The organism is Methylonatrum kenyense (assembly GCF_023195885.1).
Classification (GTDB): domain Bacteria; phylum Pseudomonadota; class Gammaproteobacteria; order Nitrococcales; family Aquisalimonadaceae; genus Methylonatrum; species Methylonatrum kenyense.
In genome coordinates, this window is sequence record NZ_JALPKO010000002.1 from 54262 (window position 1) to 80399 (window position 26138).

Here is a 26138-nt window from a genome sequence, read left to right on the forward strand (position 1 = left end):
ATGGCACTGGATGACAGGCACTGGTTCAGCGAGCCGTTCGGCGACGAGGGCATCGCCTTCTCGCTGAAGATCCGGCGCAAGCTGCACGAGAAGCAGACCCCGTTCCAGAAGATCGAGGTGTTCGAAACAGAACGCTGGGGCAATCTGCTGGTGATCGACGGCTGCATGATGCTGACCAGCCGGGACAATTTCACCTATCACGAGATGATGTCGCACCCGGTGCTGTTCACCCATCCGGCGCCGAAGCGGGTGCTGATCATCGGCGGTGGGGACTGTGGCGTGCTGCAGGAAGTGCTCAAGCACCCCGGGGTCGAGCAATGCGTGCAGGTGGACATCGACGAGGGCGTGACGCGTGCGGCGCTGCAGTACTTTCCGGAGCTTTGCACGGCCAACGACGACCCGCGCGCCGAGCTGCGCTTCGAGGACGGGCTGCAGTACCTGAAGGACTGCGCCGTCGGCTCGCTGGACGTGGTCATCGTCGACAGTACGGACCCGGTCGGCCCCGCCGAGGGGCTGTTCGGCGAGAGCTTTCTGCGTGATGTCCATCGCGCGCTGACCGACGACGGCCTGCTGGTGCAACAGAGCGAGTCACCGATCCTGCATGTGGACAGCCTGATCCGCGATCTGCACCAGGCCATGCGTGGCGCCGGCTTCACGCGTCTGGCGACGCTGCAGTTCCCGGTGGTGAGCTATCCCACCGGCTGGTGGTCGGCCACCATGGCCAGCAAGGGTGCTGACCTGACCCGCTTTCGCGAGAACGACGCCCGCGAGGCAGATCTGGGGACGCACTATTACAGTGCAGACATGCATCGCGCAGCCCTGACCGCACCGCCGTTCTGCCAGCACCGCTTTACCGAGCAGTTAAGGAAACGCTGAATTATTCCCGCGTCTGCGCCCGACACCGGTTTTGGTCATCTGGCAAGGCGCGGTGCCGGTTCGGTAGCGACGTAGGGTGGGTCAAGCGAAGCGGACCCACGCGGTGTGATCTGTTGGCGGGACAACCAAGGTTTTCGGACAAGGAAGGTGCTCGGACACACCAAGGCCGGGATGCGCATTGGCGGCGGCGGTAACCGAGCGCGGGTGACCACCATGGTAGCGGATCACACTGAATTATTCCCGCGTCCCAGTAAGGGGCAGTGGAAGCTTTCGGCTGGCCCTGTTGAACGGAACGTTCGTCAGGCCAGACGAAACCTTGCACTGGCCCGGCAGCTATCGGAACGGCCACGAAAAATTCTAAGAAACCGTGTGCAAACGATCCGTACGCAGGCGCTCGCGTTCATCGAACAGGCGGCGACTCCCCGCCATCACCGCGGCCACCGTGCCGAAGCCCGTGCCCACGGTGATCGTGAACATCACCAGGATCTGATATTTCACCGCCAGCGCCGGCGGGCTGCCGGCCAGGATCTGACCGGTCATCATCCCGGGCAGGCTGACCACACCTGCCGCGGCCATGGCGTTGATGATCGGGATCATGCCGCTGCGCATCGCATCGCGGCGGATATCGGCAATCGCCTGGCTCCAGCTCTCGCCCAGCATCAGCCGATTCTCGATTAACTGCCGCTGGCGCCAGACGCCGTCGGTCAGACGATCTAGGCCAAGGGCGACACCGGTCATCGTGTTGCCGAGCATCATGCCCAGCAGCGGGATCGCGTACTGCGGAGTGAACCAGGGATCCGGACCGATGATGACGGTCAGCGTCAGCACGGTCACCGTGAACGATGACAGGAACATGGACACGGTACCGATACCGAAGGCCCAGCCACCGGACAGGCGCCGCTTCTGCCGTGCCATGACCTCGCGGCCGGCGATCAGCAGCATTGCCAGCGCCATCAAAGCCACCCAGTGCAGGGAACCCACCGAGAACAGGGCCTCGAGCACCAGTCCGATCAGCGCCAGTTGCAGCACCGTGCGCGCTGCGGCAATCAGAATGTCCTTGCCCAGACCAAGGCGCGCCAGATGGGCGACCGCGGCCAGCGCCACCACCAGCAGCGAGGCCAGTCCCAGCTCCCACCAGCTCAGCTCGATGACATCCATCAAGCCTGCTCCAGCGTGCCGTTACGGAGACGGAAGTGGCGCCGTCCGACACGCTCGATCTGCGCCTGATCATGGGCCACCCAGAGTACCGGCAGGCGACGCTCCCGAATCAGCTCCTGCAACCAGGTTTCCACCCGCCGGATACTGTCCGCGTCGAGGTTTGCGGTGGGCTCGTCCAGGAGCAGGGCTTCCGGTTGTCGGGCAACGGCCCGGGCCAGTGCCAGGCGCTGCTTTTCTCCGGAAGACAGTCGGCTGACCGACCAGCCCATGACGGCATCGTCAAAGCCGATCGGCGTCAGATCCAGTCGGTGCTCCGGGGGGAAGTGGGCGACCACGGTCTCGGCCCACCATTGGCTCTCGGCGGGCACCAGCATCACCGCGGCGCGCCAGCGGTGACCCGGAACCCGGCCCTGGACCAAGTCTCCGAGAGTGACTTCGCCATCATGGGGCTCGAGGTCGGCTACCGCCCGCAGCAGACGGCTCTTGCCGGAGCCGGAGGCCCCCGAAAGGCAGACGATCTCCCCGGGAGCCACGGTCAGGTCGACGCCATGCAGGCTCCCAATCCCGAGGTTGTGCAGGCGAAGCGGCGTTTTGGCGGGCACGGAACCATCCCTGGTGAAGAAAGACCCCGCATTGTAGGGGAGGCGGCCCGAAGCGGGAACCGGACAACAAGAAAGGGGCGCCCGTGGGCGCCCCTGGGTTTTCCACCTGTCAGAACCGGGGGATCAGCTCTGCTTGGTGAATTCCGGATAGGCTTCCATCCCGCATTCGGAGATGTCCATGCCCTGTGCTTCTTCCTCGTCGCTGCAACGCAGGCCCATGGTGGCCTTGATGATGCCCCAGACGATGAAGCTGACCACGAACATCCAGAGGAAGATCGCGACGATACCCGTGATCTGGCCGACGAAGGTGGCATCGCCGTTCCACAGCAGGACTGCCAGCACGCCCCAGATACCGCAGGTACCGTGCACAGAGATGGCACCGACCGGGTCGTCGAGCTTCAGCTTGTCCAGGAACACGATGGAGAACACCACCAGGACGCCACCAACGGCACCGATCAGGATCGCCAGGAATGTCGAGCCGACATCAGGACCCGCGGTGATGGACACCAGGCCGGCGAGGGCGCCGTTCAGCAACATGGTCAGGTCGGACTTGCCGAACATGGCACGCGATACCAGCAGCGCGGCCACCAGGCCACCAGCGGCAGCGAGGTTGGTATTCGCGAACACCAGCGCCACGGCGTTGGCCGAATCCACATCGGACATCTTCAGCTCGGAACCGCCGTTGAAGCCGAACCAGCCCATCCAGAGGATGAACATGCCCAGGGTTGCCAGCGGCAGATTGGCACCTGGAATTGCGCGAACCTCACCGTTCGGGCCGTACTTGCCCTTGCGCGGTCCAAGCAGAATGACACCGGCAAGCGCTGCGGCGGCGCCAGCCATGTGCACGATGGCGGAACCGGCATAGTCGGAGTAGCCCAGCGCGTCCAGCCAGCCTTCGCCCCAGCTCCAGTAACCCTGGAACGGATAGATGAAGCCGGTCATGACCACCGCGAAGGCCAGGAAGCTGAACAGCTTCATGCGTTCGGCGACGGCCCCGGAAATGATGGACATGGTCGCGGCGGCGAACACCACCTGGAAGAAGAAGTCGGACGTGTTCGAGTAGTAGATGTCGCCATCACTTCCCAGCACCTCGGCCACCGTGTTCTCGGCGTCCAGGCCAAGGGCAAAGCCGGGGATGAATCCGGTGGCGCCGCCCGCGTACATGATCTGGTAACCGACAAGGAAATACATGATGCAGGCGATGGAATACAGGGCCACGTTCTTGGTCAGTATTTCCACCGTGTTGCGGGATCTCACCAGCCCGGACTCAAGCATGGTGAAGCCCGCGGCCATCCACATGACCAGGGCGCCGGACATCAGGAAGTAGAACGTATCTAGTGCGTATGCAATTTCGATGGTTGCGTCATTCATCGTTGAGTCCTCTCAGAGAGCCAGTGCCCCTTAAAGCGCATCCTTGTCGGTTTCGCCGGTGCGAATGCGAACGGCCTGTTCCAGCGGAAAGACGAAGATCTTGCCGTCACCGATCTTTCCGGTATTCGCCGCTTTGGTGATCGCATCGATGGTGCCGTCGACCAGCTCGTCGGCAATCGCTACCTCGATCTTCACCTTGGGCAGGAAATCCACGACGTACTCGGCACCGCGGTACAATTCGGTATGGCCCTTCTGGCGGCCGAAACCCTTGACCTCGGTCACCGTGATGCCCTGAACGCCGATCTCGGAGAGTGATTCGCGAACGTCGTCAAGCTTGAACGGCTTGATAATGGCGGTAATGAGTTTCATCCCCTGTATCTCCCTGATACGCCGGTCCCTGGGAACCGTAATAGGTCGGCGGAGGTGGCAGGACTACAAGTGGGGACTACCACCCCCTCCAGCTTGATCGGGCTCTCGCCTATCTCCCAGGAGCTATTCAGGCATCATGGGACGTCGCGGGAGCCGACTCGGGGGAGCAAAAGCACGAGCTGTGCCACTTGTTGTTTTTATCGATAAAACATGATGTTATCGGATTATCCGGGTCGCTCTAGCAGACCCTTTCCGCAAAAGATGCACCGCCATGGTGCGTACCGCGCAATCGCGGTGCAGCGTATCAACGAGGAGCCGACATGCTTGATCCGAAAACCCTGGATGATCTGGCACGCCGTTTTAGCGAGAGCCTGCCGGAGGGCGTCCGTGAACTGCAGCAGGAGGTGGAACGCAATGTCCGCAGCAGCCTGCAGAGCACATTCAACCGGCTGGACCTGGTGACGCGTGAGGAATTCGACGCGCAAAGCAAGGTGCTGGCGCGCACCCGCAATCAGTTGGAGGCGATGGAAGCGCGGCTGAGGGCACTGGAAGGATCTGCCGACGGCGAGCAGACTGAGGAAAACTGAATCAAATGCGAACGCCAACACAGGCGTGCGAATAAATCAGTGTTTCCTTAACGATCACCATGAGGCCAGGGAGGGCGACTCATGGCACTTGCGATTACGCTTGGCCGAGCCGAATACGGCATACAGGCGCCACTTGTTACCATCGAAACCCATCTTGCCAACGGCCTGCCCGCATTCTCGATCGTCGGACTTGCCGAGACGGCGGTCAAGGAAAGCCGGGACCGGGTGCGTAGCGCCATCGTCAACAGTGGCTTTGAATTCCCGGCCCGACGGATCACGGTCAACCTGGCGCCGGCGGATCTGCCGAAACACGGCGGCCGTTTCGATCTGCCCATCGCGCTGGGCATTCTTGCAGCCTCCGGCCAGGTGCCGGCGGATGACCTGGAGCGCGTGGAGCTGGCCGGGGAACTAAGCCTTGGCGGACGCCTTCGTGGTGTATCCGGGATTTTGCCGGCGGCGGTCCAGGCCCGCGCTGCAAATCGCGAGCTGATCCTGGCGGAGCCCAATGCCGGCGAGGCCTCGCTGGTTCATCCGAATGGTTGTCGCGCGGCATCGCACCTGCTGGAAGTGTGCGGACATTTCGCAGGAGAAAATCCCCTACCGGTTACACCGCATTCCCGAATCGAGCCATCACCATCGAACGCCCCGGACCTGGCCGATGTGCGCGGACAGAGCCGCGCCCGGCGGGCGCTGGAGATCGCTGCCGCCGGCCGCCACAACCTGCTGCTCGCCGGACCTCCCGGCACCGGGAAAAGCATGCTCGCGGCGCGCCTCGCCGGCATCCTGCCAACGATGTCCGAGGTCGAACGCCTCGAGACTGCTTCTGTACATTCCCTCTCGCACGAGGGCTTTGCCGCATCTCGCTGGGGCTGGCGGCCATTCCGGGCTCCACACCATTCCGCATCGCACGTCGCCCTGGCCGGTGGAGGACGTCAGCCTCGACCCGGTGAAATCTCCTTGGCGCACAACGGGGTGCTGTTCCTCGACGAACTGCCCGAATTCAGCCGTCAGTCGCTGGAAATCCTTCGCGAGCCACTGGAGTGCGGAGAGGTCACCATCTCGCGGGCCGCGAACCAGGTGATTTATCCGGCCCGATTCCAGTTGATCGCCGCCATGAACCCCTGCCCATGCGGCTTTCTGGGTGATCCGGTCGAGAATTGCCGCTGCGCGCCGGAACAGATCAGCCGGTACCGCAGTCGCCTCTCAGGTCCATTGCTTGACCGCATCGATCTGCATGTCGAAGTCAATCGGTTGCCGGCTGAAGCGCTCCAGGACGCCAGTCCCGCAGAGCCCTCGAACACGGTTGCAGAGCGCGTTCGCGCTGCATATCAGCGGCGGATGACGCAATCGGGCAAGCCCAGCGCGGACCTGGGCGCGAAACAGCTGGAATCCGCCTGTGCCCTGGGACCGGCGGAAACGCAGTTCGCCCGGGGCGCACTGGAACAGATGCGACTGTCGGCCCGCGGCTACCACCGCTTGCTGCGAGTAGCACGGACGATTGCTGACCTTGGGGGAGAGGCACGTGTCAGCACGGAATCCCTGTCGGAGGCATTGAGCTATCGCCGCCTGCCGATGTCCTGAGCCAACATCTGCCGAAAGGAAAACGGACCATTGGCCTCCATGCCGCCGGTCCGTTAAGGGAGGAGCAGAACTGCGTCAAAGCTGGCTTAGAAATCCGCACCGACCATAAAGGCGAAACGACGACGGCTTTCAAGGTCCTGATCGGTGTACATGACGCTGAAGTCAAGGCCGACAACCTCGACACCGGCGCCGAATTCCCAGTACCAGTAGTCGTTGGTGTCGAACTCATCGCGCAGTGCATTCCATTTCGTGTAACCCGTGTTACCGAACAGGTAGACGTCGCTGTCCGGCACGTTGTAGGTGACGAACAGTTCCGGAATCGAGGCCGAGTCGCCGGACTTCAGGTAGTCATTGGCGTAGCTGTAATACAGTTCGACGTCGAAATCGTAGAAGCTGGTACCAAGACCGACGTAATACTCGTTGAAGTCCTCGTTACTCTCGGTCCGCGGGAAGATGTAGCGATAGATCCCGATATCAAAGGTCAGTCCGGGGTAGAACTCAACTTCGTAACCACCATAGACACTGGTTTCCAGACCATTGCCATCGTCACCGGAGGCAAGACTCGAACTCCAGGAGCCGAGGTAAAAGCCGGTTTCGTGCTCGACGGCGAACTCACCTTGCACGGCCGGACCCGCATCGGATTCCGTGAAACCCCGGAATAGGTAATCGGAGGTGAAGGTCAGGTTCCCGCTCCAGCTGAGACCTCCGCCAATTTCGTTGGCAGTGGCAGTCGTCGGGACGGCGGCGGCGATCAGGCCGGCGGCAGCAAGAGCAGAGAGCGTCTTTTTCATCTGAAGTTTCCTCTTCACGGATCGTGGACGGTTCAAGACTGTGCCGTTGTACGGATACAACGGCTGCCCCGTCGGTCTCTGCAGATGCCATGCCAGAACCCTAATTAATATAAAAAACATATTGTTATGAATTTTTAAGCTGTTGCTCAAACGCCACGCCCCGGAAACAACGCACCATCAGGGAGCGACCGGGTCGAACCCGCACCGTTGCAGCGCAACATGCCAAGTCGGTGTAACGGAATGGGTCAGGGCAGAGGGGCGACGCGAGGAGCCATCAGGCAAGAAAAAAGCCGGCGAGCAGCCGGCTTTGGAAAACCGCCAGGAAGGGGTGCCATTCAGTCGTCTGCGACGTCCAGTCCGGCCTCTTCAAGCATGTAGACCACCGCAGCCCGCACTTCCTCATCCGACAGGTCACTGTCGCCACCACGCGCGGGCATGCCGCCAATGCCGGTGATGGCATTCTCGACCAGCTCATCGAGACCGCCACGTTCGTCCATCAGCTCGACCCAACCGTCCTCGTCATCAAGGCGCAGCGCGTCCATCAAGCCGGCGTCGTGACAGGCCATGCAGACCGCAGCGTACACATCCTCGCCGCGCTGCACGTCGTCCGCCTCGTCCTCTTCGGCGACGTCGGTGTCGACATCCACGTCCTCGGCTTCTTCCGCCGCCGCTACAGCGGCTTCAGGATCTTCCTCGGCCTCCAGTGATACGTCGGCGGCGTCTTCATCGACCCGGACGGCACCGACACTCTGCAGCCGGCGCTCAAGCTGCTGCCGTTCAAATGCCTCACGGGCCTCGCGGGTAGAGGTATCAAAGGTGCCCATGAACATGGCCAGCGAAAACACGATCACGGTGCCGATCGTGAGCAGCACGCCGGCGATGATAAACTTACGAATTGTTGCGGATTCGTCTTCGGCCTGGCTCACGAGATCTCTCCCTTCATTATTGGTCACCGGCAATTGCCGACGGTAAACGGAAATCAGCGGCGAAGTATAGCCGCAAAGCCTTGTCCGGCAAAGCGAACCAGGCACATGCACCGCTGCCAGAACCACCCACCATCATGGACGCGAGCCCTCGATCAGGCTATCCTTGCGGCGTTTTTTCAAAGCGCCCGTAGCTCAGCTGGATAGAGTATCGGCCTCCGAAGCCGAGGGTCGCAGGTTCGAATCCTGCCGGGCGCGCCAGATTTATTGGGGTCTGTACCGGACACATGGGTTACAGATCATACCGAGCACATCGGTAACACTTTTGGCCCGAAGGGATTCTCGGCGGGTTCGACGCGATCCGCGTCCTCGTCGAAGAATCCCAGGTCATACTGCATGAAGCTGACGAGCCAGATCCTGTCAGCGACCTCTCGAATGCCCACGTGCTGTCCTGCGAATACGGTGCTCAGGCTGATTTTGCGTCTGCCGATGCAAAGCTGTCCGCACCGCGTCACCAGGATGGTGCGCTCGTGGAACGGGTACTCAGGCACGTTCGGCGGCGCGCAGGGACAACGCCGGAGCGGATCGAGGGCGGCCCGCAGGGCGAGGCGAAGCCGAGTCATCCTGCCGGGCACGCCACCCTCACGAAGTTGCGTTTCCTCAAGTTCTTCGATCTGCCGCCGATAGCCCAGTGAAAACCCATAAAGCAATGGAACTGCCGTGTATTTCTTCGATTTCGACTGGGCATTCGCCCTCGCCGGCCTGGCCTGGGGCCTGACGCTGCTACTGTCACTCCGTCTGTCGGACCTGTTCTGCGGGGTAATCCTGGTGGGTTGCCTGCTGGGGGGAATTTCCCTGTATCAGGATGCGGTGCATCACTTTGGTGACCGACTGGCCAGTGAAATCCGCGCGTCGCTCGGCTAACGGACTCCCCTCTGCCCCCGTTCCATGCCATTCTGGTGTCTTTATGTTCACACGGTGCCAGCCGCTCCAACCCGGGGGTTGAGATTCGTGAAAAAGCAGCAGCTTGCAGCGCGCCTGCAACAGGCCCTCGCTGGCTGGGAAGGGGCCGAGGACGAGCGGATTAAGCGCCTTGCCGGCGATATCGGCGTAACAGACCGGATGGTCCGGCGCTGGCTCGAGCGGGGAGAGATCACGCCGCTAATGCTGGCGGAAGTGGCCCAGGCCCTGGACGTCAGCAGCCATTGGCTGCTGGCCGGCGATGCACCCCAGGCCCTTGCCGTCTACGATGGCCTTGAAGCCATAGCGTGTCCGGGCCTGCCGCGCTGGTCGATGCAGCACCCTCCAATCACCGCCACCGGAGTGTTCGGCATGCGTTTGGATACCAGCCTGTACGAACCCCGTTATCGGCACAGCGAGCTGATTCTTCTCGACCCGCTGGCGACGATTTATCCCGGCGATGATGTGCTGTTGCTGCTGCAGGGCGAGGATGTGCCGGTCTTGATGGAAATGATTGGCTCGCGACCGGACGGGGTATTGGTCCGTGCATTGGATGATCGGGGCACCAGGGAACGCATACCCGACGAGTTCATTGTCGAACTTTGCCTGGTCCTGGGCCAGATCCGCCTCGCGCCGGATCAATTGCAGAATGAGGCAGACGACACGGAGACGACTGCCGAATTGGTCGATGATGACGTTCCGCCCAGTACCGGACTGCATTGATTTCACCGTGCCGGTAGGGTCCGCGCGACAGCTTGATGCCGTGCACGGAGGCGATGACGTTTGCCCGAGGTAAGTCCCCAGCATCTCAGCATGATCTACCAGATACAGGGCGTGTCCTTCCTGATTCTGGGCACCGTCGCGCTACTGCTTCCGCGGCAGCAGCTGACCCTGAAATGGCTGGCTCGAAACCTCTGGCTGCTGGGCCTGTTCGCGCTCATCCACGGCCTCGCCGTGTTCGCCAACTGGCATGGCATACAAGGCGTCTCCGCGTCGGTGGCGCTCGGCTACAGCGTGCTGCTGCCGCTGTCCTATCTGGCCTTGCTGGAATTTGCCCGCCGCGCGGTTGCCGACCAGGGCCTGGTCGACGGTCGTACCTCGCTTGCCCTGTATCCGCTGCTGCTGCTCCCCGCCGCTTTCCTGATGCTCGGCCAGGGTATGGATGGCGCGACCGTGGAATCGGCGTCGCGGCTCCTGCTCGGATTCCCGGCAGCAAGCCTGGTCACGGTGGCTTTTCTCGGCGGTGCGCTGATGATTCGGGATATCGACCTGCGACGTCATGCCCGAAACTGGCTACTTCTCGCTGCCGGCGGCACCGCCGTCTATGCCGTGGTGCTTCCAGTTGTTTCGATCCCTGCGAGCGGTCTGCTCTCAGGTCTGCCGGTGGAATCGACAGTCTCGGAGGGCGTTGGCGTTCCAGTCCGCCTGATCCGCGCGATCGCGATACTGGCCATCACGGGCGCGCTGTTCGGCCTGGTACGCGCCCTGAATAACCTGGGGAACCGCGAACTGACCCGCGTTCTCGACACCGTGCGCGGCTACGTCTATCGGGTGCGCAACGACAAGGACTGGAGCGCCATCTACATCGCAGGTGATATCGAGAGCCTGCATGGTCTGCCGGCATCGGAGTTTCTGGAAGGCCGGGCAAAGCTCGATGATCTGGTTCACCCGGATGACAAGCCCTGGGTCTGGAAGACGGTCCAGCAGGGGCTGGCGCGGGAAGGCCGCTATGAGCTGGTCTGCCGAGCGTTGGGGCCGACGGGCGAAATGCGCTGGATCCATGATCGTGGCCGCGGAATCTATGACTCCTCCGGCCAGCTGAAATATCTCGAAGGGCATATGGTCGATGCCACGGCACTGCAACAAGCGCGGGGCGAAGTGGATCAGTTCAAGCGCAGCCTGGACCAGGTGCTTGACGGCGTGCTGATCGTCGATCCGGATGATCTGCGTCTGACCTACACCAATGAGGGTGCATCGCACCAGACCGGCCGTGACGCGGCGACACTGCACGGCATGCCGTTATTCGACCTTCTTGCCGACCAGACGGAAGCCGACCTGCGACGCCTGATCCAGCCGCTGCTCGACGGCTCCGATGAGGCCCTGCGTTTCCAGACCGAACTGGACCGCCGGGATGGCGGGCGAACACCGGTGGAGGTGTTCCTGCAATACCTGGGGCGGGCCGAAGGGACACCCCGATTCGTCGCCATCGTGCATGAAATCAGCGCGCGGTTGGCCGCGGAAAAGGCCCTGAAACAGGCGAACAACAGGCTGGAGCAGGCGGAATGGGTGGCTGCCCTGGGGCACTGGGAACTGGATCCGGCCAGCGGTGTGATGATCTGGTCCGAGGAACTGCGACGGCTGCTGGACCTTACGGAACCGGCGACCATTGAACGTTTCCGGGCGGCGTTCCATCCGGACGACCAGCGGCTGCTCGACGAGGCGTTCGCCCGCTGCAGGGACGCGGGCCCCAAGGAAACGCTCACCTTGCGTGGCAGACCGAAAAATCAGTCACAGCAGTATTTTTCACTGATCACGCGCCATGTCGGCGGCAACGACGAACTGAGCCTGGTGGGCACGCTGCAGGACGTCACCGAACGCGAACAGGTGCTCGCTGAACTGCGGGAAGCCGAGCGCCGCGAGCGCAGGCTGCGGGATCTGGCGGAGCGGGAGCAAAGCCGCATGGCCGCCCTGCTATCGGGCATGAGCATCGGTATCCTGTTCGAGGACAGCCGCGGCCGAGTGGAATACGTTAATCCAGCGTTCCGCAACATGTGGGCGGTGGCGGAAACGGTCAACCTGGTGGGCAAACCCACGAGTGACGTGCTGGCCCATTCCACGCATGAGTTCGCCCGTCCCGACCATGCCTCTCGTTATGCGCTGCAGGTTCTCGACACCCACGAGATCAGCGAACGCTTCGAGCTGGATCTCCATGACGGGCGCATTCTGACCCAGTTGTCCTATCCGGTACATGGCCGGGAAGGCCAGGTCATCGGCCGCCTGTGGATCTACGAAGACGTGACCCACGAACGCCAGACCGCGAAGCAGCTGGTCTACCTGGCCGAACACGATCCGCTCACCGGGCTCGCGAACCGGCATCGGTTCCAGGAGCACCTGGAGCGGACGATACACACCTCGGGCCGCCTGGAGCAGCGCTTCGCCCTGCTGTACTTCGATCTTGACGACTTCAAGCACATCAATGACAACTTCGGTCATCGCGCCGGCGACACCGTGCTGGTGAGAACTGCCGGCGAGATATCGGCGCTGGTGCGCGGAGGCGACCTGCTGGCGCGCCTGGGTGGCGACGAATTCGCGATCCTGACCGGGCTCGGCCGCGGTGACCTCCCGCGTGAGCTCGCCGAACGCATCATCCATGCGGTATCCAGCGTTCCGCTCCGCTTCCGCGGCAGCAATTACCGGCTGACGGTCAGTGTCGGCATTGCCGTGTTTCCCGATCACGGACGCGATCCGGAAACCCTGGTGGCACACGCCGACGTGGCGATGTACCAGGCCAAGAAACAGGGCAAGAACACCTGGGCTGTCTATGACGCCAGCCAGGACCAGGCGCAGGCCGATCTACAGCGACTGTCCTGGGGGCGGCGGGTCGCCCTCGCGCTGGAGCGTAATCTGCTGGAACTGCATTACCAGGGCGTCTACCGGGTTCGGGATCGGCGGCTCAGTCATCTGGAAACGCTGGTGCGAATGCAAGATCCGAAGGATCCTGCGCGTCTGCTGATGCCGGGGCAGTTCATTCCGGTGGCGGAGAAGACCGGGCAGATCCTGGAAATCGACCGCTGGGTGCTGCGCCAGAGCATCCAGACGCTCTCGCGGCACGCCGATTTGCGCGGACTGGCCGTGAATCTCTCGGCCCGTAGCCTGGATGACACCACCCTGCCGCACTACATCCAGAGCCTGTTGCTGGAACACGGGGTCGAGGCCGGACGTCTCCTGATCGAACTGACCGAGACTGCGGCGGTGTCTGAAATGCAGGATGCCCAGAACTTCATCGAAGCGCTGCAGCGCACCGGCTGCCGGGTCTGCCTGGATGACTTCGGTTCAGGCTTCGCGACCTTCGCCTATCTGAAGTATCTGGCGGTCGACGTGCTCAAGATCGATGGCATGTTCATTCGCGACCTGCCCAACAACCGGGACAACCAGGCCTTCGTCAAGGCCATGATCGACGTCGCCTCCGGCCTGCAGAAAACCATTATTGCCGAATGCGTCGAGGACGAAGCCACGCTCCAGCTGCTTGACGAGATGGGCGTCAGCCATGCCCAGGGCTTTTTCCTGGATCGCCCCGCCGCGCATCACGCGAGCCTGGGCGATACGCGAAGGGCGCCGGATTAGGCTCTGCCGGCCCTCCGACGTCCGGCCGGGGGCAGGGCACCACTGATTCCGGCCGCTGCGCGAGGGAATAAGTTCAGTGTTTCGCTAGGGCCTTTTCAAAGCGCGTTCAGCGGGATCTTCAGATAGCTGCGGCCGTCCGACTCCGGCGGCGGCATACGGCCGGCACGGATGTTCACCTGGATCGACGGCAGGATCAGGCGCGGCATGCCCAGTGTTGCATCCCGCTTCGTCCGCATGGCGACGAAGTCCGCCTGGGTGGCACCGGCGCCGACATGGATGTTGTGCTCGCGCTGCGCACCCACGGTGGTCTCGAAGGCATGATCCCGTCGATCGTCCGGATAGTCGTGGCAGACGAACATGCGGGTGTTGTCCGGCAGGGCCAGCAGTTTACCGATGGAGCGGTACAGGGTCGCCGCATCGCCTCCGGGAAAATCGCAGCGTGCCGTGCCTGCATCCGGCATGAACAGCGTGTCGCCGACGAACACCGCGTCGCCGATGAGATAACTCAGATCCGCGGGTGTGTGACCCGGCGTATGCAGGACACGGCCATCCAACTCACCGATACGAAAGGTATCGCCCTCGCGGAACAGATAGTCGAAATCGGCACCGTTGGGCAGGAACTCCTTTTCCAGATTGAACACCTTGCGGAAGATGTCCTGCACCTGCCGGATGTGTTCGCCGATCGCAATGCGGCCCCCCAGTTGCTCACGAATGAAGGGGGCCGCTGACAGGTGGTCCGCATGGGCATGCGTTTCCAGCACCCAGTCAACCGTCAGATCCTTTTCGCGAACAAATGCGACGATCTCCTCGGCGCTCGCGGTGTAGGTGCGGCCTGCGGCATGGTCGTAATCCAGCACCGGGTCAATCACTGCAGCGTGACCGCCGTCATGATCGTAGACCGCATAGCTAAAGGTCTCCGAGTCCTTATCCAGAAAGGCCTTCACAGTCGGATTCATGTCGAAACACCCGTGAGTTGCTGGAGGATTGTCCCTGAATTTATTTGCACGTTATATATAATATGGATAATGATAACGGTGAGTTCAAGGACGGAGATGGCATGAGCACGCCGGAGATCGACATTCTCAGCATGCGTCAGGCGGCGCAGAGCGCGAGTGATCACCTGCGCGGACTGGCCCACCCCGATCGGCTGTTGCTGCTGTGCCAGCTCAGTCAGGGTGAAGCCTGCGTCAGCGAACTGGAGGACAGCCTGAATCTGCACCAGCCCAGTCTGTCGCAGCAACTCGGCGTGCTGCGCCGCCAGGGCCTGGTCAAGACACGCCGCGACGGCAGGCATGTGTACTACCGCATCGCCGATCCGAACACCCTTCGCCTGCTGCAAACCCTCTACAGCATCTTCTGCAACGGCAACGGAGCCGGAACATGAGCATCGACTGGACGGCCTTTACACCCTGGAGCGCCCTAGCGGGCGGCATTCTGATCGGTCTGTCGGCCAGCCTGCTGCTGCTTCTGCACGGCCGGATCGCCGGTATCAGCGGTATTGTCGGCGGTCTGCTGCAGGCTCCGGACGGCGATAACCGTTGGCGCATCGCCTTCCTTGGCGGCCTGATCGTGGCACCGCTGGTCTGGACGCTGGCTGCCGGGGCACCAACAATCCAGGTGGACGCCGGCTATCCGACATTGATCCTGGCCGGTCTGCTGGTGGGCTTTTTTACCCGCATGGGCGCGGGATGCACCAGTGGGCACGGCGTCTGCGGCCTGTCCCGGCTGTCACCGCGATCGCTGGTCGCCACGCTCAGTTTCATGGCCACGGGCTTTGCCACGGTCTTCGTACTGCGCCACCTGTTGGGAGCCTGAACCATGCCCATTTTTGCTGCATTCCTGATCGGTCTGCTGTTCGGCTTCGGCCTGCTGCTGTCGGGCATGATCAATCCGGCCAAGGTGCTGGGCTTTCTGGACCTTGCCGGCGACTGGGATCCATCCCTTGCGCTGGTCATGGTGGGCGCCATCGGCGTCGGCCTGATCGGCTTCGGTTTGTCCGGCAAACGCCGGCGCAGTGTCTTTGGTGAGCCGATGCGCCTGCCGACACGCCGCAACATCGATCGGCCGCTGGTACTCGGCGGTCTCGGTTTCGGCGTCGGCTGGGGGCTTGCCGGCTTCTGCCCGGGCCCGGCGATCACGGCCTTGGGTGCGGGTGAGTCCGGCGCCTTCGTGTTTGTCGCCGCCATGCTGCTCGGCATGTGGCTGTTCGGACTGTGGCAGCAGAAGCGGGTCCGGCAACCGTCGTAGCCGGCCTAATCCTGCGGAATGAGCCGGCTGCGGCCGTCCGCATCGATGGCCACAAAAGTGAACTGGCCCTCGGTGACCTGGATCATCTCCTCGGTCGCACGCGGCCGGCGCCAGGCTTCCACGGCAATGCGCATGGACGAGCGGCCTACGCGGACGATACGGGCATACAGGCTGACCTCGTCGCCCACCAGCACCGGGCTGATGAAACTCATGCTCTCCACGGCAACCGTGGCACAGCGCCCGCGAGCCCGCCTGGCCGCTGCATTGCCGGCGGCCAGGTCCATCTGGGCCATCAACCAGCCACCGAAGATGTCACCGGCGGGATTGGTGTCGGCCGGCATGGCAATGGTGCGCACCACCAGATCGCCGACCGGCGTCCGTCTGCTGGCCTCGTTCATCCCTGAGGTCTCCCGTCCTTGTGCACGCTGGAAAGATCCTCGTTCTCCAGCGCCGCCGCATCGTCCGGGACGGCGTCCGTATGCCGCAGGTGCAAATCGCGCTGCGGGAACGGAATCTTGATGCCGGCCTCGCGGAAGGCCTGATCCACGGCAAAATGCAGGTCGCTGAGGACCACCACGAAATCATCGGTATCGCCGATGAAACACCGGAGTTCGAACTCCAGCGCCGAGTCGCCGAACCCAAGGAAATAGACCACCGGCGGCGGCACCTTGAGGACCCGCGGGTGTTGTTCGGCGCAGCGCGCGAGAATACGCGCGACCTGCCGGGTATCGCTGCCGTAGGCAACACCGACCTTGAGTATCTCGCGGGCCATGCGGTTCTTGTGCGTCCAGTTGGTGACTGCCGTGGAAATCAATTCCGAGTTGGGCACGATCACCGAAGCCCGGTTGAAGGTCTCGATCTCGGTGGAGCGCACAGAGATGTGGCGCACCGTGCCTTCGTTGCTGCCAACAATGATCCAGTCGCCGACCTTGATCGGGCGCTCGATCAACAGCAACAGCCCGGCGGCAAAGTTCTCGACCACATTGCGCAGGCCGAACCCGATACCCAGGGACAGGGCACCGGCGACCAGCGCCAGGTTGGTGAAATCGAGACCCATGACGGACAGCGCCAGCAGGATACCGATGCCGACACCCAGGTAGCCCGTGGCGGCCGAAATCGAATTGCGGGCACCGTCGTCCAGCCGCGTGTTGGGCAGCACCTGATGGTTCAACCAGCGGCGTATCAGGTTGGTCACGAACACTGTCGCCAGCAACAGGCCGACAGCCAGGATCAGGTTTGCCGGCGACAGGGTGACGCCGGCAATCTGCACCCCGGAGAGGAAATCCCGCGTCCAGATCGCCAGCGCGATGGGCGGCACCCCGTAAAGTAGCAAGGCGATGTACAGCAACGGGATGAGGATCAGCACATTGGTCAGCAGGGACGACCAGAACACCAACGCCCGGACGGACTGCTCGGATGGCGGCGGACTGCCCGCCTCGCGGCGGCCGTGAAACGGCGAATAGCCGCTGCGGTAGAGCCGCTCCAGCCCCTCGCGGACCGCCGCAAAAAGCAGGATACCCAGGCCAACCAGCGCCATCGTCGCCAGCAGGCGTGTCTGCAGGAAATAACCCAATCGGCCGAAACCGGCCAGCGCCAACACCGGCGCCAGGACCAGCGCAACGCGCACCAGGGCACGCCCGCGATCCAGCAGATGCGGACTGTCTCCTTCATCCGATACGGGCTCCCCGGAAGGCACCTCCCCGTCAACCGGCGCGTCCGCTTCACTGACCGAGCCGCCTGCCTGGGAGGCGGCCACCGAATCAATCCAGTATCGGGGTGACAGCATCCACCACGACAGTCCTGCCACCAGTGATGTCTGGATCAGGAAAAACGCCGCCTCCAGCTCGTCGGAATGGACGCCGACCTCCAGCGAGAGCAGCAAGGTGGCAACGGCGACGGTGACGACGGCAAAGGTCGCCCGGATCGCGAACAGCAGCTGGTTGGCGTAGGCCGGCTCGACAGGCAGGATCCGCCAGGCAACAAGGTACGGGGAGAGCGCCGCGCGGCTGAGGCCAACCAGCATCAGGTATCCGGCAACGGCTCCGCCCACCACAATCAGCAGATGGCCGAAGAGCCCGGTCAGCACGTCCTGGGTCCAGAGCGAGGCGATCACCAGGCCGATGATTGCTGCCGGCACCACCGCGTTCGCCAGCCCGTCGCCGACCGCGGCAAGAATCCGCCGTGCGTAACTGGGCTGCAACTCCTCGGGATCCCGTCCCAGATGGCGAATCAGCCAGCGGCGAATCGGCCAGCCAAGCAGCAGGCCGATAATCGGCATGGAGAGGAGCAATACCAGCGCAACGGTGTCGTGCTCGTCCTGTCGCTGTTCCTCCCACCACTCCACCGGCGACCGCAGCACGATCAGACCCAACTCGGCACCCGATGAACCGGCCGCCGGCCAGATATCCGGTGATAACGGGGTAGGCACCCGATAGAGAATCTGCTGACGAAATCGGCGCTGCTCCCACCAGGCGATGTCTTCCAGCAGATCCGCGGCACGGCGCACGACCAACTCGATGCGGGTGACCTGGCCGGTGTAGGTACTGGCCGAGCGCTTGAGATCATCGCGCATGCGAGACAGCGCGGCGTCCTCCTCCGGCTCGTCCTCCGCGGGTGCCTCGCCCAACTGGTCCAACTGGCGCTGACTGGCCTCGGCGCGGCTGCGCGCACGGCTGCGTTCCTGGCGAGCCTCGTCGAGCACGCCTTGCAGATCCTGCCGGATCTCGCGCATGTCGGCCTGCTCGAAATCCGCCTCCAGGGCAGCCTCAGCCTCGTTCAGCGTCCGCTCCCACAGGTGCAGGCGCTGATCGACCGATAGCGCTTCGTCGGCCATGGCCTTCGGCGATGCACCCAGGGTAACGCCCAGAATCAGCAGGATGACCGTCAGAAAACGGAAGGAACAGATCGAGAACATGGTCAGGCAGGTGCCTCGCCGCCGCCGTATGCTGTTCGCATGGTAGGGAACCGCTGGCCTATTCGCACCCTTGCGATGGAATCCGCGTGTTTCCGTGGCAAGACGCACTGGACCAGGACCGAGTCATTTTGCGGTCAAGCAGCCTGAGGCTGCAATCGGGAAAATGCTGGCGGATTGGAAGGCGCCAGTAGACAGCGAAACGCCGGGAGGCAATCAGAGGATCAGTTCGGTACGGCCGTCATCGATATCGATGAGCTCCACGTCCGCGCCGGAGACACTGATGCCCAACAAATCGAGCAGGGGATTGACGATTGCGGAAACCACGAGATCCAACAAAGGCAGAACCACCCCGGACACGGTCTGCAGCAGCGGATTCAACAGCGAGCCAACGAGACCGGACCCACTGATGCTGAAATTCCCGCTCGCGGATCCGACAACGGAACCGCTCTGGCCCAACGACGCCGAGGCCAACTCCGGCAACTGGTCACGGCTGACGCCTGAAAACATCACTTCACCATCCGCCATGGCGGCGACTGGGAAATCACCCGAAATATCTAGCGTTAGTGTACCGCCCAGCAAATTGATACCGCTGCCGCCAGGCTCGATGACCCCGTCGGACGCACCGAGATCCGAAAACGTCCCGAGCTGCACGTCGACGGCGCTGGTATCGACCGCCAAGCCAACATCTAGATCGTCTCGCGCGATGGTCCGGCATCGGATTGAATCAAGCCTCGCGGAAGCGCTTGCCGCATCGACGGCGATATTCAGCGGAATCTCAATGACGGAAGGCAGCAGGAGAATGGATAAACCGATACTGGCATCCAAACCGAGTTGCAGGCGGACCTGCGCATTGCGTGCCTCGGCGAACGGCTCACCGGAAGGCGACAAGCCGGGCCTGCCAGCGGCAATCCTCGGTGGCTCGATCACCGCCAGTTGAGCCGTTGTATCGAGCCCAGCGAGCCCCGGCACACTCAGGGAGATGTCATCGAGATCCACGTCGACTGCGTTGTTCGCATTGGCAATCATCACCCCGGCAAGCAACAGATCCGCCGCACGAATGGTGGCATCGGATGCTGCGTCTGCCGCGCCGGAGTCGATCACCAGAATATCACCGAGGCGAAAGGTATCCGGCAGCGGGGCGAGTTCGACCGGACCGAGCAAGCCATCGATATCGGCCTGTGATCCACCGCCCTGCTCCAGTGCGCTCGCCATGAGTTGGCCCAACTGGCCAAGGGTCACATCGGCATCCAGCAGGCCGTCAACCGTTCCGGCTTCGGCACCGATTTCGATCTCGCCGACGCCCAGCAAGTCGGCAACGCTGACCTCGGCATCCGCAATCCCCTGATAGGAGACCGCCGAGAGGTTCACCGAACTGCCCAACAGGCCACTGAGCAGGGCATTCAACAAGCCGCTGTTGCTGTCATCGACGCGGGCAAGCCAGCTACCCACGGAAAACGTCGCCACCGGAACCCGCTGTGCCACCGCCGTTTTTTCAAGCGTCACGGTTCCCGGAAACAGGGCCCCAGCGACGATACTGCGCGGGATTTCCTGCCTGGCCTGCAGCAGGAACGCCTCGGGCTGGTCGCTCTCCGCGACGAACTGGCGGACGCCGTCGTCCCGGTCCATGAAACCGAACACCGCATTCATGACGGTTACCGGGTTGCGCAGGTCCTGGTCCACCAGCGCCGCCTCGACCTCGGCGGGGGCCGGATCCTGGCCCATGCTTTCGCCGGCACAGTATCCGTCGTGCATGGCGTACTGCATGGCGACCGTGTCCACGGCCTTCTGCAGGCGACGCTCCTCCATGTACCAACGACCAACATCCAGCACCAGTGCGGTAAACAGCACACCGAGCAGCAGCACGATGGCAAGGCCGATGGCCATCGCTCCGCGCTCGCGCTCTGCTCGATGGGCGACGGCGGACATCATCGCCGCGTCGCCCGCTGATCGGTATCGAAAAAGAGCTCCGGGATCGGATGCTCGAAACTGTCCAGATAGCGCTGGTAAATGCGGCTGCGGACACCCGATGGCAGGCTGTGGTCCGTGTCCGAGGCCTTCGCGCCCGAGGCCTGCAGCCGCAGCCATTCCCGGGTGTCCTCACCAAGGGGCTGCCGAGACTGCTTGGACAGATGCGGACTGTCGGAGTAGCCGCTGCGCGGCTCAGCGCCGGCAACCATCAACGGCAGCAACAGCACCGGCAGAATCATCCAGCGGGGGCTGGCCGACGACTTTTTCCTGATCGACATCGCTGCTCTCCTCAACGCGGATTTGGTGCAAACGGCAGATGCGACGCGGTGCCGCCTGCGCCCATCCGAACCGGGCAATCTCATTCACGCTCTGGCTTTCCGGATACCATTGAAATGCACGCCATCGGGCTATTTCTGACCGGTCCGGGGGCCCGTCGACCGCTGGCCGATGGTTTCCTCCTCGGACTCCTCTTCGATAACCGGCTCACTTTTCCAGGCCTCCTGCAAGGCCGGCAGTCGGCTGTTGATCCGCTGTACCAGCGCGCTGTCCACCTGATAGGCATTGACCACGGCCGCCATCTCGTCCATCGCGTCATCAGCCAGCAGCGCAAGTAGCAGGTTCGACAGGGCGCGTTCGTTCTCTGGATTCAGTTCCAGTGCGGTCTTCAGTTCGAAAATGGCCTGCCCGGTCTCGCCCTGCTGCAGCAAGGCATAGCCGTAGTCATTGCGGACCTGGCTGCTGGACGGATGCGCGTGTCGAGCCTGTTTCAGGCCATCCACCCCGATGGCCGGATCGCCGTGGTTCATGTGGAACAAGCCGAGTCCGTGGTGGGCGATGCCGTCCATGCAACTGCCAAGCAGTGATTCGTAGTCGGCCTTGGCCTCCGACCGGCCGAGGCGACGGTTGGCCTCTGCCCGCCAGTAGCGCACCGCGACCGCCTGCTCATCCATTTCGTCGAGCATGGCAAGTGCCGCGTGAAAGCGCCCCTCGCGCATTTCCTCGCGGGCAGCCGACAGGCTGACCCGTGCATCGGACTCCAGCGCGCCGTCACAATTGTTCAGATCCGAGGCCGTGTTCACGCGCTGCGAGCCCTGGTTCGAACCCGGGCCGTTAAAGGTCGCGGCACAGCCGCTCAGCAGCAGAGCGATACAGGGCAACACGACGAGGCCAGATACGCGTCTTGTCGTCATCCGGACAGATCTCCGAGTGAACCGACCACGGCGATGAAGGCCGGTCCTGCAAGCAGGATGAACAGCGCCGGAAAGAAGAACAGCACCATCACGACGGTCATCTTCCCAGCCATCTTGGAAATCCGCTCCTGCAACTGCTGGCGCCGGCGAATTTCGAGGATGTCGGCCAGTGACAGCAGTGAGCGCCTGGCCTCGCCCCCCTGCTGCAGAATCTGCCGCAAGACGCTCACCAGGTCGCTGAACGAATCCACATTGACGGATTCGTCCATCATCTCCAGCGCGTCGACAACGTCTTCCCCGTGGTCCAGGCGGGCAAACAGCTGGTCAAGCTCGTCGGCAATATCCGGGACCAGGCGCCGGCTGTCCCGCCGCACCGATGCCAGGGAACGTTCCACGGTCAGGCCGGCATCAAAGGTCATGATCATCAGGTGAATCAGCATCGGGACCTGGGCATCCATCCGCTGGCGATGCCGCACCTCGCGCAGGCGTCCGATCCAGACCGGCAGCATGTAGCCGAGGATGCCCCCGATCATCCCGAGGATCAGCAGCTGATCCATCGACTCGCCCCGCAACAGCCCGAAGGCCGACAGAGCAACGGCGAGCAGCGGCGCCATCAGCAGGCGCTGTGTGCGGACACGCTCCTCCAGCGTGGCCCCCTGCCGCTGTCGGCGTTTACTGCGGCGGGCCTTGCCGCCGAGCAGGCGCTCGAGGCCACCACCGGTCTCACCCCCGGCCCCGGGCCCGAATCCGGCCAGAATGCGGAAGCGACGGGCAACCGCTTCGTCTCGCGCCACCTGACCTCGCGCCACCAGCAGCAATGCCGCGCAGGCAAGCAGCAGCAGTCCGGCGGCAAGCAGCATCATACGGTCTTCACCATGCGCCAAAGCAGAAAACAGCCCAGCGCCTGCCAGGCAACCGAACCGATCAAGACCAGTTGCCCGGTCTCGTGTTCCCACATGTGCATCAGGTATTCCGGATTGCTGGCAAACATGTAGGCAGCCAGACCGACCGGCATCAGAGCCAGCACCAGGGCGCTGAAGCGGGTCTCCCCGGTCATGGCCCGCAACTCCCGCGCCCAGCGATCCCGCTCGCGAATCATGCGGGCAATGCTCTCGAGCAGGGTGACCGGGCTGCCGCCATAACGGGTATTGATTTCGATGCCCGCGGCCAAGGCCCGGAACGCCTCCAGTTCATAGCGATCGGCGGCGTCATGGAAGACCTCGTGCAGGCTGGCACCCATGCGTAGCGCGCGCTCGGCCGGGCTGAGCACCTCGGCCAGGGGCTCACGGGTGTTGGCGATGGCGGTCAGCATGGCACCATGCAGGCTGGCGCCGGTTCGCACGCCGCGGACCACCTGGTCCAGGAAGGTTGGGAACTGCGCGGTCATTCGCGCAGCGCGACGGCGGGCCTTGATCAACAGGGCGGCGTACAGCAGCACCGGCCAGCACACGATCCAGAACAGCAGGCCCGGCAAGCCCAGCCACCAGCTCAAAGGCACGGCACCGAGCAGGAAGGCCAGCAACAAGCCAAGCAAGAGACGCCCGTTCAGACGATAGCCGGCCCGCCGCAACAGGGGATTCAGGTGTCCCCGGCGTATCAGCCGTGCCTCGGCCTGACGAATGCCCGCACGGTTGAACACCCGGGCCTCAACCTGCTCCTGGTGCCGCCGCCACCTCGCTTTCAACAACAGGCTGGCACTGGCCAGCAGCAGCAATCCGGCGACCAGCTGTACGGCCACGATTACCATCGGCGGCCGCCTCCGAACAGCGGCTGGTGGCGCAGCTTGTCCAGGCTGGGGGGCGTCTCGGACATGACGAAACGATCCGCATCAGGGTCGTAGCGGCACAGGGAATTCACTACGTAATAGCCGTCGCGCACGTCCAGCACCTCAAGTACTTCGCTGACCAGACGCCGCCCGGAGCGCAGCCGCGTCACATGCACGACCAGATCCAGCGCCATTGCGATCATCCGGCGCAGGGTTTCCTCGGGGGTCTGGTGGCCGGCGAGTCCGACCAGCATCTCCAGCCGCAGTAGTGCGTCCTGTGCGGTGTTGGCGTGCAGCGAGCTCATCGAGCCGTCATGGCCCGTGTTCATGGCCTGCAGCAGATCCAGCACCTCGTCGCTGCGCACCTCGCCAACCAGGATCCGGTCCGGGCGCATGCGCAAGGCGTTGCGTACCAGGTCGCGGGCCTTGATCATGCCGCGCCCCTCGACGTTCGGCGGCCGCGTCTCCAGGCGCACGACGTGGTGATTCTTCAGCCGGAGTTCGGCGGCGTCCTCAATGGTCACGACCCGCTCGGCATCGTCGATCTGGCTGCTGATCATGTTCAGCAGCGTGGTCTTGCCGGTGCCGGTGCCGCCGCTGATCAGGATGTTGCAGCGCTCGCGCACCGAGGTCTCCAGCAGGCTCAGCAATGCCGTGTCCAGGGTGCCATTCTGCAGCAGATCCTCGGCCTGCATCAGGTCGTGACTGAACTTGCGGATCGAGACACAGGGACCGTCAAGCGCCAGCGGCGGGATGATGGCGTTGACCCGGCTGCCGTCGGGCAGGCGCGCGTCGACCATCGGTTGTTCCTCATCAAGGCGGCGGCCGATCGGCGCCAGAATGCGCTGCATCACTCGCAACACATGGTTGTCGTCAACGAACTCCAGATCCGTCTCCCGCAGCCGGCCCTCGCGTTCTATGAAGATCCGCTTGGCGCCATTGACCAGGATCTCGGTAATCCGGGGATCGGCCAGCAACTGCTGCAAGGGTCCGTAACCCACCAGTTCGTCCACCACTTCCTCGACCAGGCGATCGAGGTCGTAGCGGGACATGGCGACGTTGCGCTCGGCCACATAGGCGGCGCAGCGGTCAGCAACATAATCGGTGAGGTTGCCGCGCAGCCAGTTGCTGATATCGATGCCATCCTCTTCGATGGCGGCAATCAGGTGGCGGTGCAGATCGGGGCGCAGGTCGCGCTCCACCCGGTCGGCGCGTAACGTGAATTTGCTGGTTACGTCCGACGAGCTGGCCATGGTGTCAACCTCCCACCAGGGTCTGCTTCAGACGGGACAGGAGGCCTGTCGGAGCGGCAGGCCTGAACAACTGGCCGTTGAGACGACAGACGGCGCGATGGTAAGGCTCCCGCTTGTTTTGCTGGTCCAGCATCTTGCCGGTATTGCGCAACAACAGGCGTGCCTGTTCGTTAGCCGGCAGCACACCGGCCAGCGGCAAACCGAAGTTCTCGGCCAGGGCGTCCGCCCGCGGCGGCACGCGTTTGTCATAACGATCGACCAGCAGATGCGTCTCAGCCGGCAGTATCTCGGCATCGCGCAATTTGCGCAGCACCGACAGGTTCTGCCGACAGCTGCTGACCGACTGCTCGACAATCCAGATCAGGCGATCCGCATTGGCCAGCATCACGTGGAGGAATTCCGAATCGGGGACACCGCCAAGGTTGACGATGATGCGGCGGTAATAACGCCGCAACGTGCCCAGCAGCAGATACAGTTCGGCGGAGCTGACCTTGCCCAGGTCATCATCATCGGGCATCAACGCCAGCACACGCAGACCACCGTCCTGACGGGGTATCGCGCCATCCAGCATTTGCTGGTCCAGCCGTCGCAGATTAGCTACCGCGTCGAGAAAACCGAATTCGGGCTCGGTCCCCAGACAATCCACCACCTCGCCGGTCGGCATGCCCAGGTCGATCAGCAGCACATCCTCGGGCGGGTCGTTGCGCCGATGCGGCTGACAGCGGGCCAACTGCAGTGCAAAGGTCACCGTGTCAGTGCCCGGGCGGGCGCCATAGATCGCGGTGATGCTGGATTCGCTGCGACGCAGGTCCGTTGCATCGGTGGCGTCCGGCTCCGGCGCCCGGCTGGTGGCCAGGCGGCGGATCAGACCGGTCAGTTCACTGGTGCGACTGGCAGGGGTGATGAAGTCGCGGGCACCGGCACGCATGGCGGCAAGGACCAGGCCCGTCTCGGCATCGTCGGCCAATGCGACCACCGCCACCGCCGGTCGCGCCGCCACCAGACCCTCGATCAATGAAGCCTGTCGACCGATTCGATCCCGGTCCAGCTCGACAACGATCAACGACGTCGTCGTCGAGTCCAGCAGGCGCACCAGGTCCTCCAGCGACGGCTCCGTGGTATCCACCACCTCGCATTCACCCTGCAACGAGGTCCGCAACCAGTTCTGGTAACGGGCGGTCACGAAGGCGGCAAGAATGGTCTCCGCCGTCATGCCGCCACCCCGGCTTTCATTCCGCT

26 protein-coding genes and 1 tRNA gene are annotated in these 26138 nt (G+C 63.3%); 10 read left to right on the forward strand and 17 right to left on the reverse strand.

Annotated elements, in window-relative coordinates; translation table 11 throughout:
- A complete protein-coding gene (gene speE / locus M0534_RS02405) occupies positions 1 to 876 on the forward strand; it encodes a polyamine aminopropyltransferase (protein WP_248566821.1) in 876 nt (291 codons plus the stop codon).
- 357 nt (positions 877 to 1233) lie between these two features.
- Here the strand turns inward: speE and M0534_RS02410 are convergent, their stop codons facing one another.
- The 4 genes from M0534_RS02410 to glnK form a co-directional block, all read right to left on the reverse strand.
- Positions 1234 to 2034, reverse strand: a complete 801-nt coding sequence (locus tag M0534_RS02410) for an ABC transporter permease (protein WP_248566822.1) — start codon at positions 2032 to 2034, stop codon at positions 1234 to 1236.
- Entirely contained in the window at positions 2034 to 2636 is a 603-nt protein-coding gene (locus M0534_RS02415) for an ABC transporter ATP-binding protein (protein WP_248566823.1), read from the reverse strand. The genes M0534_RS02410 and M0534_RS02415 overlap by 1 nt, the downstream gene beginning before the upstream one ends.
- A 123-nt stretch (positions 2637 to 2759) precedes the next feature.
- Positions 2760 to 4007 (reverse strand): ammonium transporter, encoded by a 1248-nt coding sequence (locus M0534_RS02420; protein WP_248566824.1) that lies wholly within the window; start codon positions 4005 to 4007, stop codon positions 2760 to 2762.
- Between the two features lie 30 nt (positions 4008 to 4037).
- Positions 4038 to 4376, reverse strand: coding sequence for a P-II family nitrogen regulator (gene glnK / locus M0534_RS02425; RefSeq protein WP_248566825.1), 339 nt, complete (start codon positions 4374 to 4376; stop codon positions 4038 to 4040).
- A gap of 320 nt (positions 4377 to 4696) precedes the next feature.
- On the opposite strand from glnK, the gene ubiK reads away from it, so the two are divergent.
- Both ubiK and M0534_RS02435 read left to right on the forward strand, forming a co-directional pair.
- On the forward strand, positions 4697 to 4963 hold the full coding sequence (gene ubiK / locus M0534_RS02430; RefSeq protein WP_248566826.1) for a ubiquinone biosynthesis accessory factor UbiK: 267 nt from the start codon (positions 4697 to 4699) through the stop codon (positions 4961 to 4963).
- Positions 4964 to 5044: 81 nt separating this feature from the next.
- Complete coding sequence (locus M0534_RS02435) at positions 5045 to 6544, forward strand: YifB family Mg chelatase-like AAA ATPase (protein ID WP_248566827.1); 1500 nt, start codon at positions 5045 to 5047, stop codon at positions 6542 to 6544.
- Between the two features lie 86 nt (positions 6545 to 6630).
- Here M0534_RS02435 and M0534_RS02440 read toward each other — a convergent pair whose 3' ends face one another.
- Both M0534_RS02440 and M0534_RS02445 read right to left on the reverse strand, forming a co-directional pair.
- The gene (locus M0534_RS02440; protein ID WP_248566828.1) at positions 6631 to 7335 is read right to left on the reverse strand and encodes a TorF family putative porin; all 705 of its coding nucleotides are present in this window, start codon (positions 7333 to 7335) and stop codon (positions 6631 to 6633) included.
- Positions 7336 to 7670: 335 nt separating this feature from the next.
- Entirely contained in the window at positions 7671 to 8261 is a 591-nt protein-coding gene (locus M0534_RS02445; protein ID WP_248566829.1) for a c-type cytochrome, read from the reverse strand.
- 181 nt (positions 8262 to 8442) lie between these two features.
- Here M0534_RS02445 and M0534_RS02450 point away from each other — a divergent pair.
- Positions 8443 to 8519, forward strand: a tRNA-Arg gene (locus tag M0534_RS02450).
- A gap of 38 nt (positions 8520 to 8557) precedes the next feature.
- On the opposite strand, the gene M0534_RS02455 is transcribed toward M0534_RS02450, so the two are convergent.
- A complete protein-coding gene (locus M0534_RS02455) occupies positions 8558 to 8968 on the reverse strand; it encodes a transposase (protein ID WP_248566830.1) in 411 nt (136 codons plus the stop codon).
- 10 nt (positions 8969 to 8978) lie between these two features.
- On the opposite strand from M0534_RS02455, the gene M0534_RS02460 reads away from it, so the two are divergent.
- The 3 genes from M0534_RS02460 (at position 8979) to M0534_RS02470 (ending at position 13562) form a co-directional block, all read left to right on the forward strand.
- Positions 8979 to 9182, forward strand: a complete 204-nt coding sequence (locus M0534_RS02460; RefSeq protein ID WP_248566831.1) for a hypothetical protein — start codon at positions 8979 to 8981, stop codon at positions 9180 to 9182.
- A gap of 87 nt (positions 9183 to 9269) precedes the next feature.
- A complete protein-coding gene (locus M0534_RS02465; protein ID WP_248566832.1) occupies positions 9270 to 9941 on the forward strand; it encodes a helix-turn-helix domain-containing protein in 672 nt (223 codons plus the stop codon).
- Positions 9942 to 10031: 90 nt separating this feature from the next.
- The gene (locus M0534_RS02470; RefSeq protein WP_248566833.1) at positions 10032 to 13562 is read left to right on the forward strand and encodes a PAS domain-containing protein; all 3531 of its coding nucleotides are present in this window, start codon (positions 10032 to 10034) and stop codon (positions 13560 to 13562) included.
- A 95-nt stretch (positions 13563 to 13657) separates the two neighbouring features.
- Here M0534_RS02470 and M0534_RS02475 read toward each other — a convergent pair whose 3' ends face one another.
- On the reverse strand, positions 13658 to 14518 hold the full coding sequence (locus tag M0534_RS02475) for an MBL fold metallo-hydrolase (protein ID WP_248566834.1): 861 nt from the start codon (positions 14516 to 14518) through the stop codon (positions 13658 to 13660).
- A 101-nt stretch (positions 14519 to 14619) separates the two neighbouring features.
- Between M0534_RS02475 and M0534_RS02480 the strand changes: the two genes are divergently transcribed.
- Genes M0534_RS02480 through M0534_RS02490 form a run of 3 tightly spaced genes read left to right on the forward strand, consistent with a single transcriptional unit; the run spans position 14620 to position 15809 of the window.
- Positions 14620 to 14946 carry an ArsR/SmtB family transcription factor gene (locus M0534_RS02480; protein ID WP_248567134.1) on the forward strand — a complete coding sequence of 109 codons (327 nt, stop codon included), beginning with the start codon at positions 14620 to 14622 and terminating at the stop codon, positions 14944 to 14946.
- A complete protein-coding gene (locus M0534_RS02485) occupies positions 14943 to 15377 on the forward strand; it encodes a YeeE/YedE family protein (RefSeq protein ID WP_248566835.1) in 435 nt (144 codons plus the stop codon). Before M0534_RS02480 ends, M0534_RS02485 begins: the two co-directional genes overlap by 4 nt.
- A 3-nt stretch (positions 15378 to 15380) precedes the next feature.
- Positions 15381 to 15809 (forward strand): DUF6691 family protein, encoded by a 429-nt coding sequence (locus tag M0534_RS02490; RefSeq protein ID WP_248566836.1) that lies wholly within the window; start codon positions 15381 to 15383, stop codon positions 15807 to 15809.
- Between the two features lie 5 nt (positions 15810 to 15814).
- Here the strand turns inward: M0534_RS02490 and M0534_RS02495 are convergent, their stop codons facing one another.
- The 9 genes from M0534_RS02495 to M0534_RS02535 all read right to left on the reverse strand — a co-directional run bounded on the left by M0534_RS02495 (position 15815) and on the right by M0534_RS02535 (position 26112).
- Positions 15815 to 16207: an acyl-CoA thioesterase gene (locus tag M0534_RS02495; protein ID WP_248566837.1), complete on the reverse strand. Its 393-nt coding sequence runs from the start codon at positions 16205 to 16207 to the stop codon at positions 15815 to 15817.
- The gene (locus M0534_RS02500; RefSeq protein WP_248566838.1) at positions 16204 to 18723 is read right to left on the reverse strand and encodes a DUF3772 domain-containing protein; all 2520 of its coding nucleotides are present in this window, start codon (positions 18721 to 18723) and stop codon (positions 16204 to 16206) included. Before M0534_RS02500 ends, M0534_RS02495 begins: the two co-directional genes overlap by 4 nt.
- A 213-nt stretch (positions 18724 to 18936) precedes the next feature.
- Positions 18937 to 20652 carry a pilus assembly protein TadG-related protein gene (locus tag M0534_RS02505; RefSeq protein WP_248566839.1) on the reverse strand — a complete coding sequence of 572 codons (1716 nt, stop codon included), beginning with the start codon at positions 20650 to 20652 and terminating at the stop codon, positions 18937 to 18939.
- A complete protein-coding gene (locus M0534_RS02510; protein ID WP_248566840.1) occupies positions 20649 to 20969 on the reverse strand; it encodes a DUF3613 domain-containing protein in 321 nt (106 codons plus the stop codon). The genes M0534_RS02505 and M0534_RS02510 overlap by 4 nt, the downstream gene beginning before the upstream one ends.
- 129 nt (positions 20970 to 21098) lie before the next feature.
- Entirely contained in the window at positions 21099 to 21881 is a 783-nt protein-coding gene (locus M0534_RS02515) for a tetratricopeptide repeat protein (protein ID WP_248566841.1), read from the reverse strand.
- Positions 21878 to 22744 (reverse strand): type II secretion system F family protein, encoded by an 867-nt coding sequence (locus M0534_RS02520; protein ID WP_248566842.1) that lies wholly within the window; start codon positions 22742 to 22744, stop codon positions 21878 to 21880. Before M0534_RS02520 ends, M0534_RS02515 begins: the two co-directional genes overlap by 4 nt.
- On the reverse strand, positions 22741 to 23628 hold the full coding sequence (locus M0534_RS02525) for a type II secretion system F family protein (protein WP_248566843.1): 888 nt from the start codon (positions 23626 to 23628) through the stop codon (positions 22741 to 22743). The genes M0534_RS02520 and M0534_RS02525 overlap by 4 nt, the downstream gene beginning before the upstream one ends.
- Positions 23622 to 24899 carry a TadA family conjugal transfer-associated ATPase gene (locus tag M0534_RS02530; RefSeq protein WP_282571255.1) on the reverse strand — a complete coding sequence of 426 codons (1278 nt, stop codon included), beginning with the start codon at positions 24897 to 24899 and terminating at the stop codon, positions 23622 to 23624. Before M0534_RS02530 ends, M0534_RS02525 begins: the two co-directional genes overlap by 7 nt.
- A 4-nt stretch (positions 24900 to 24903) precedes the next feature.
- Positions 24904 to 26112, reverse strand: coding sequence for a CpaE/TadZ family protein (locus M0534_RS02535; protein WP_248566844.1), 1209 nt, complete (start codon positions 26110 to 26112; stop codon positions 24904 to 24906).
- Positions 26113 to 26138 lie beyond the last annotated feature (26 nt).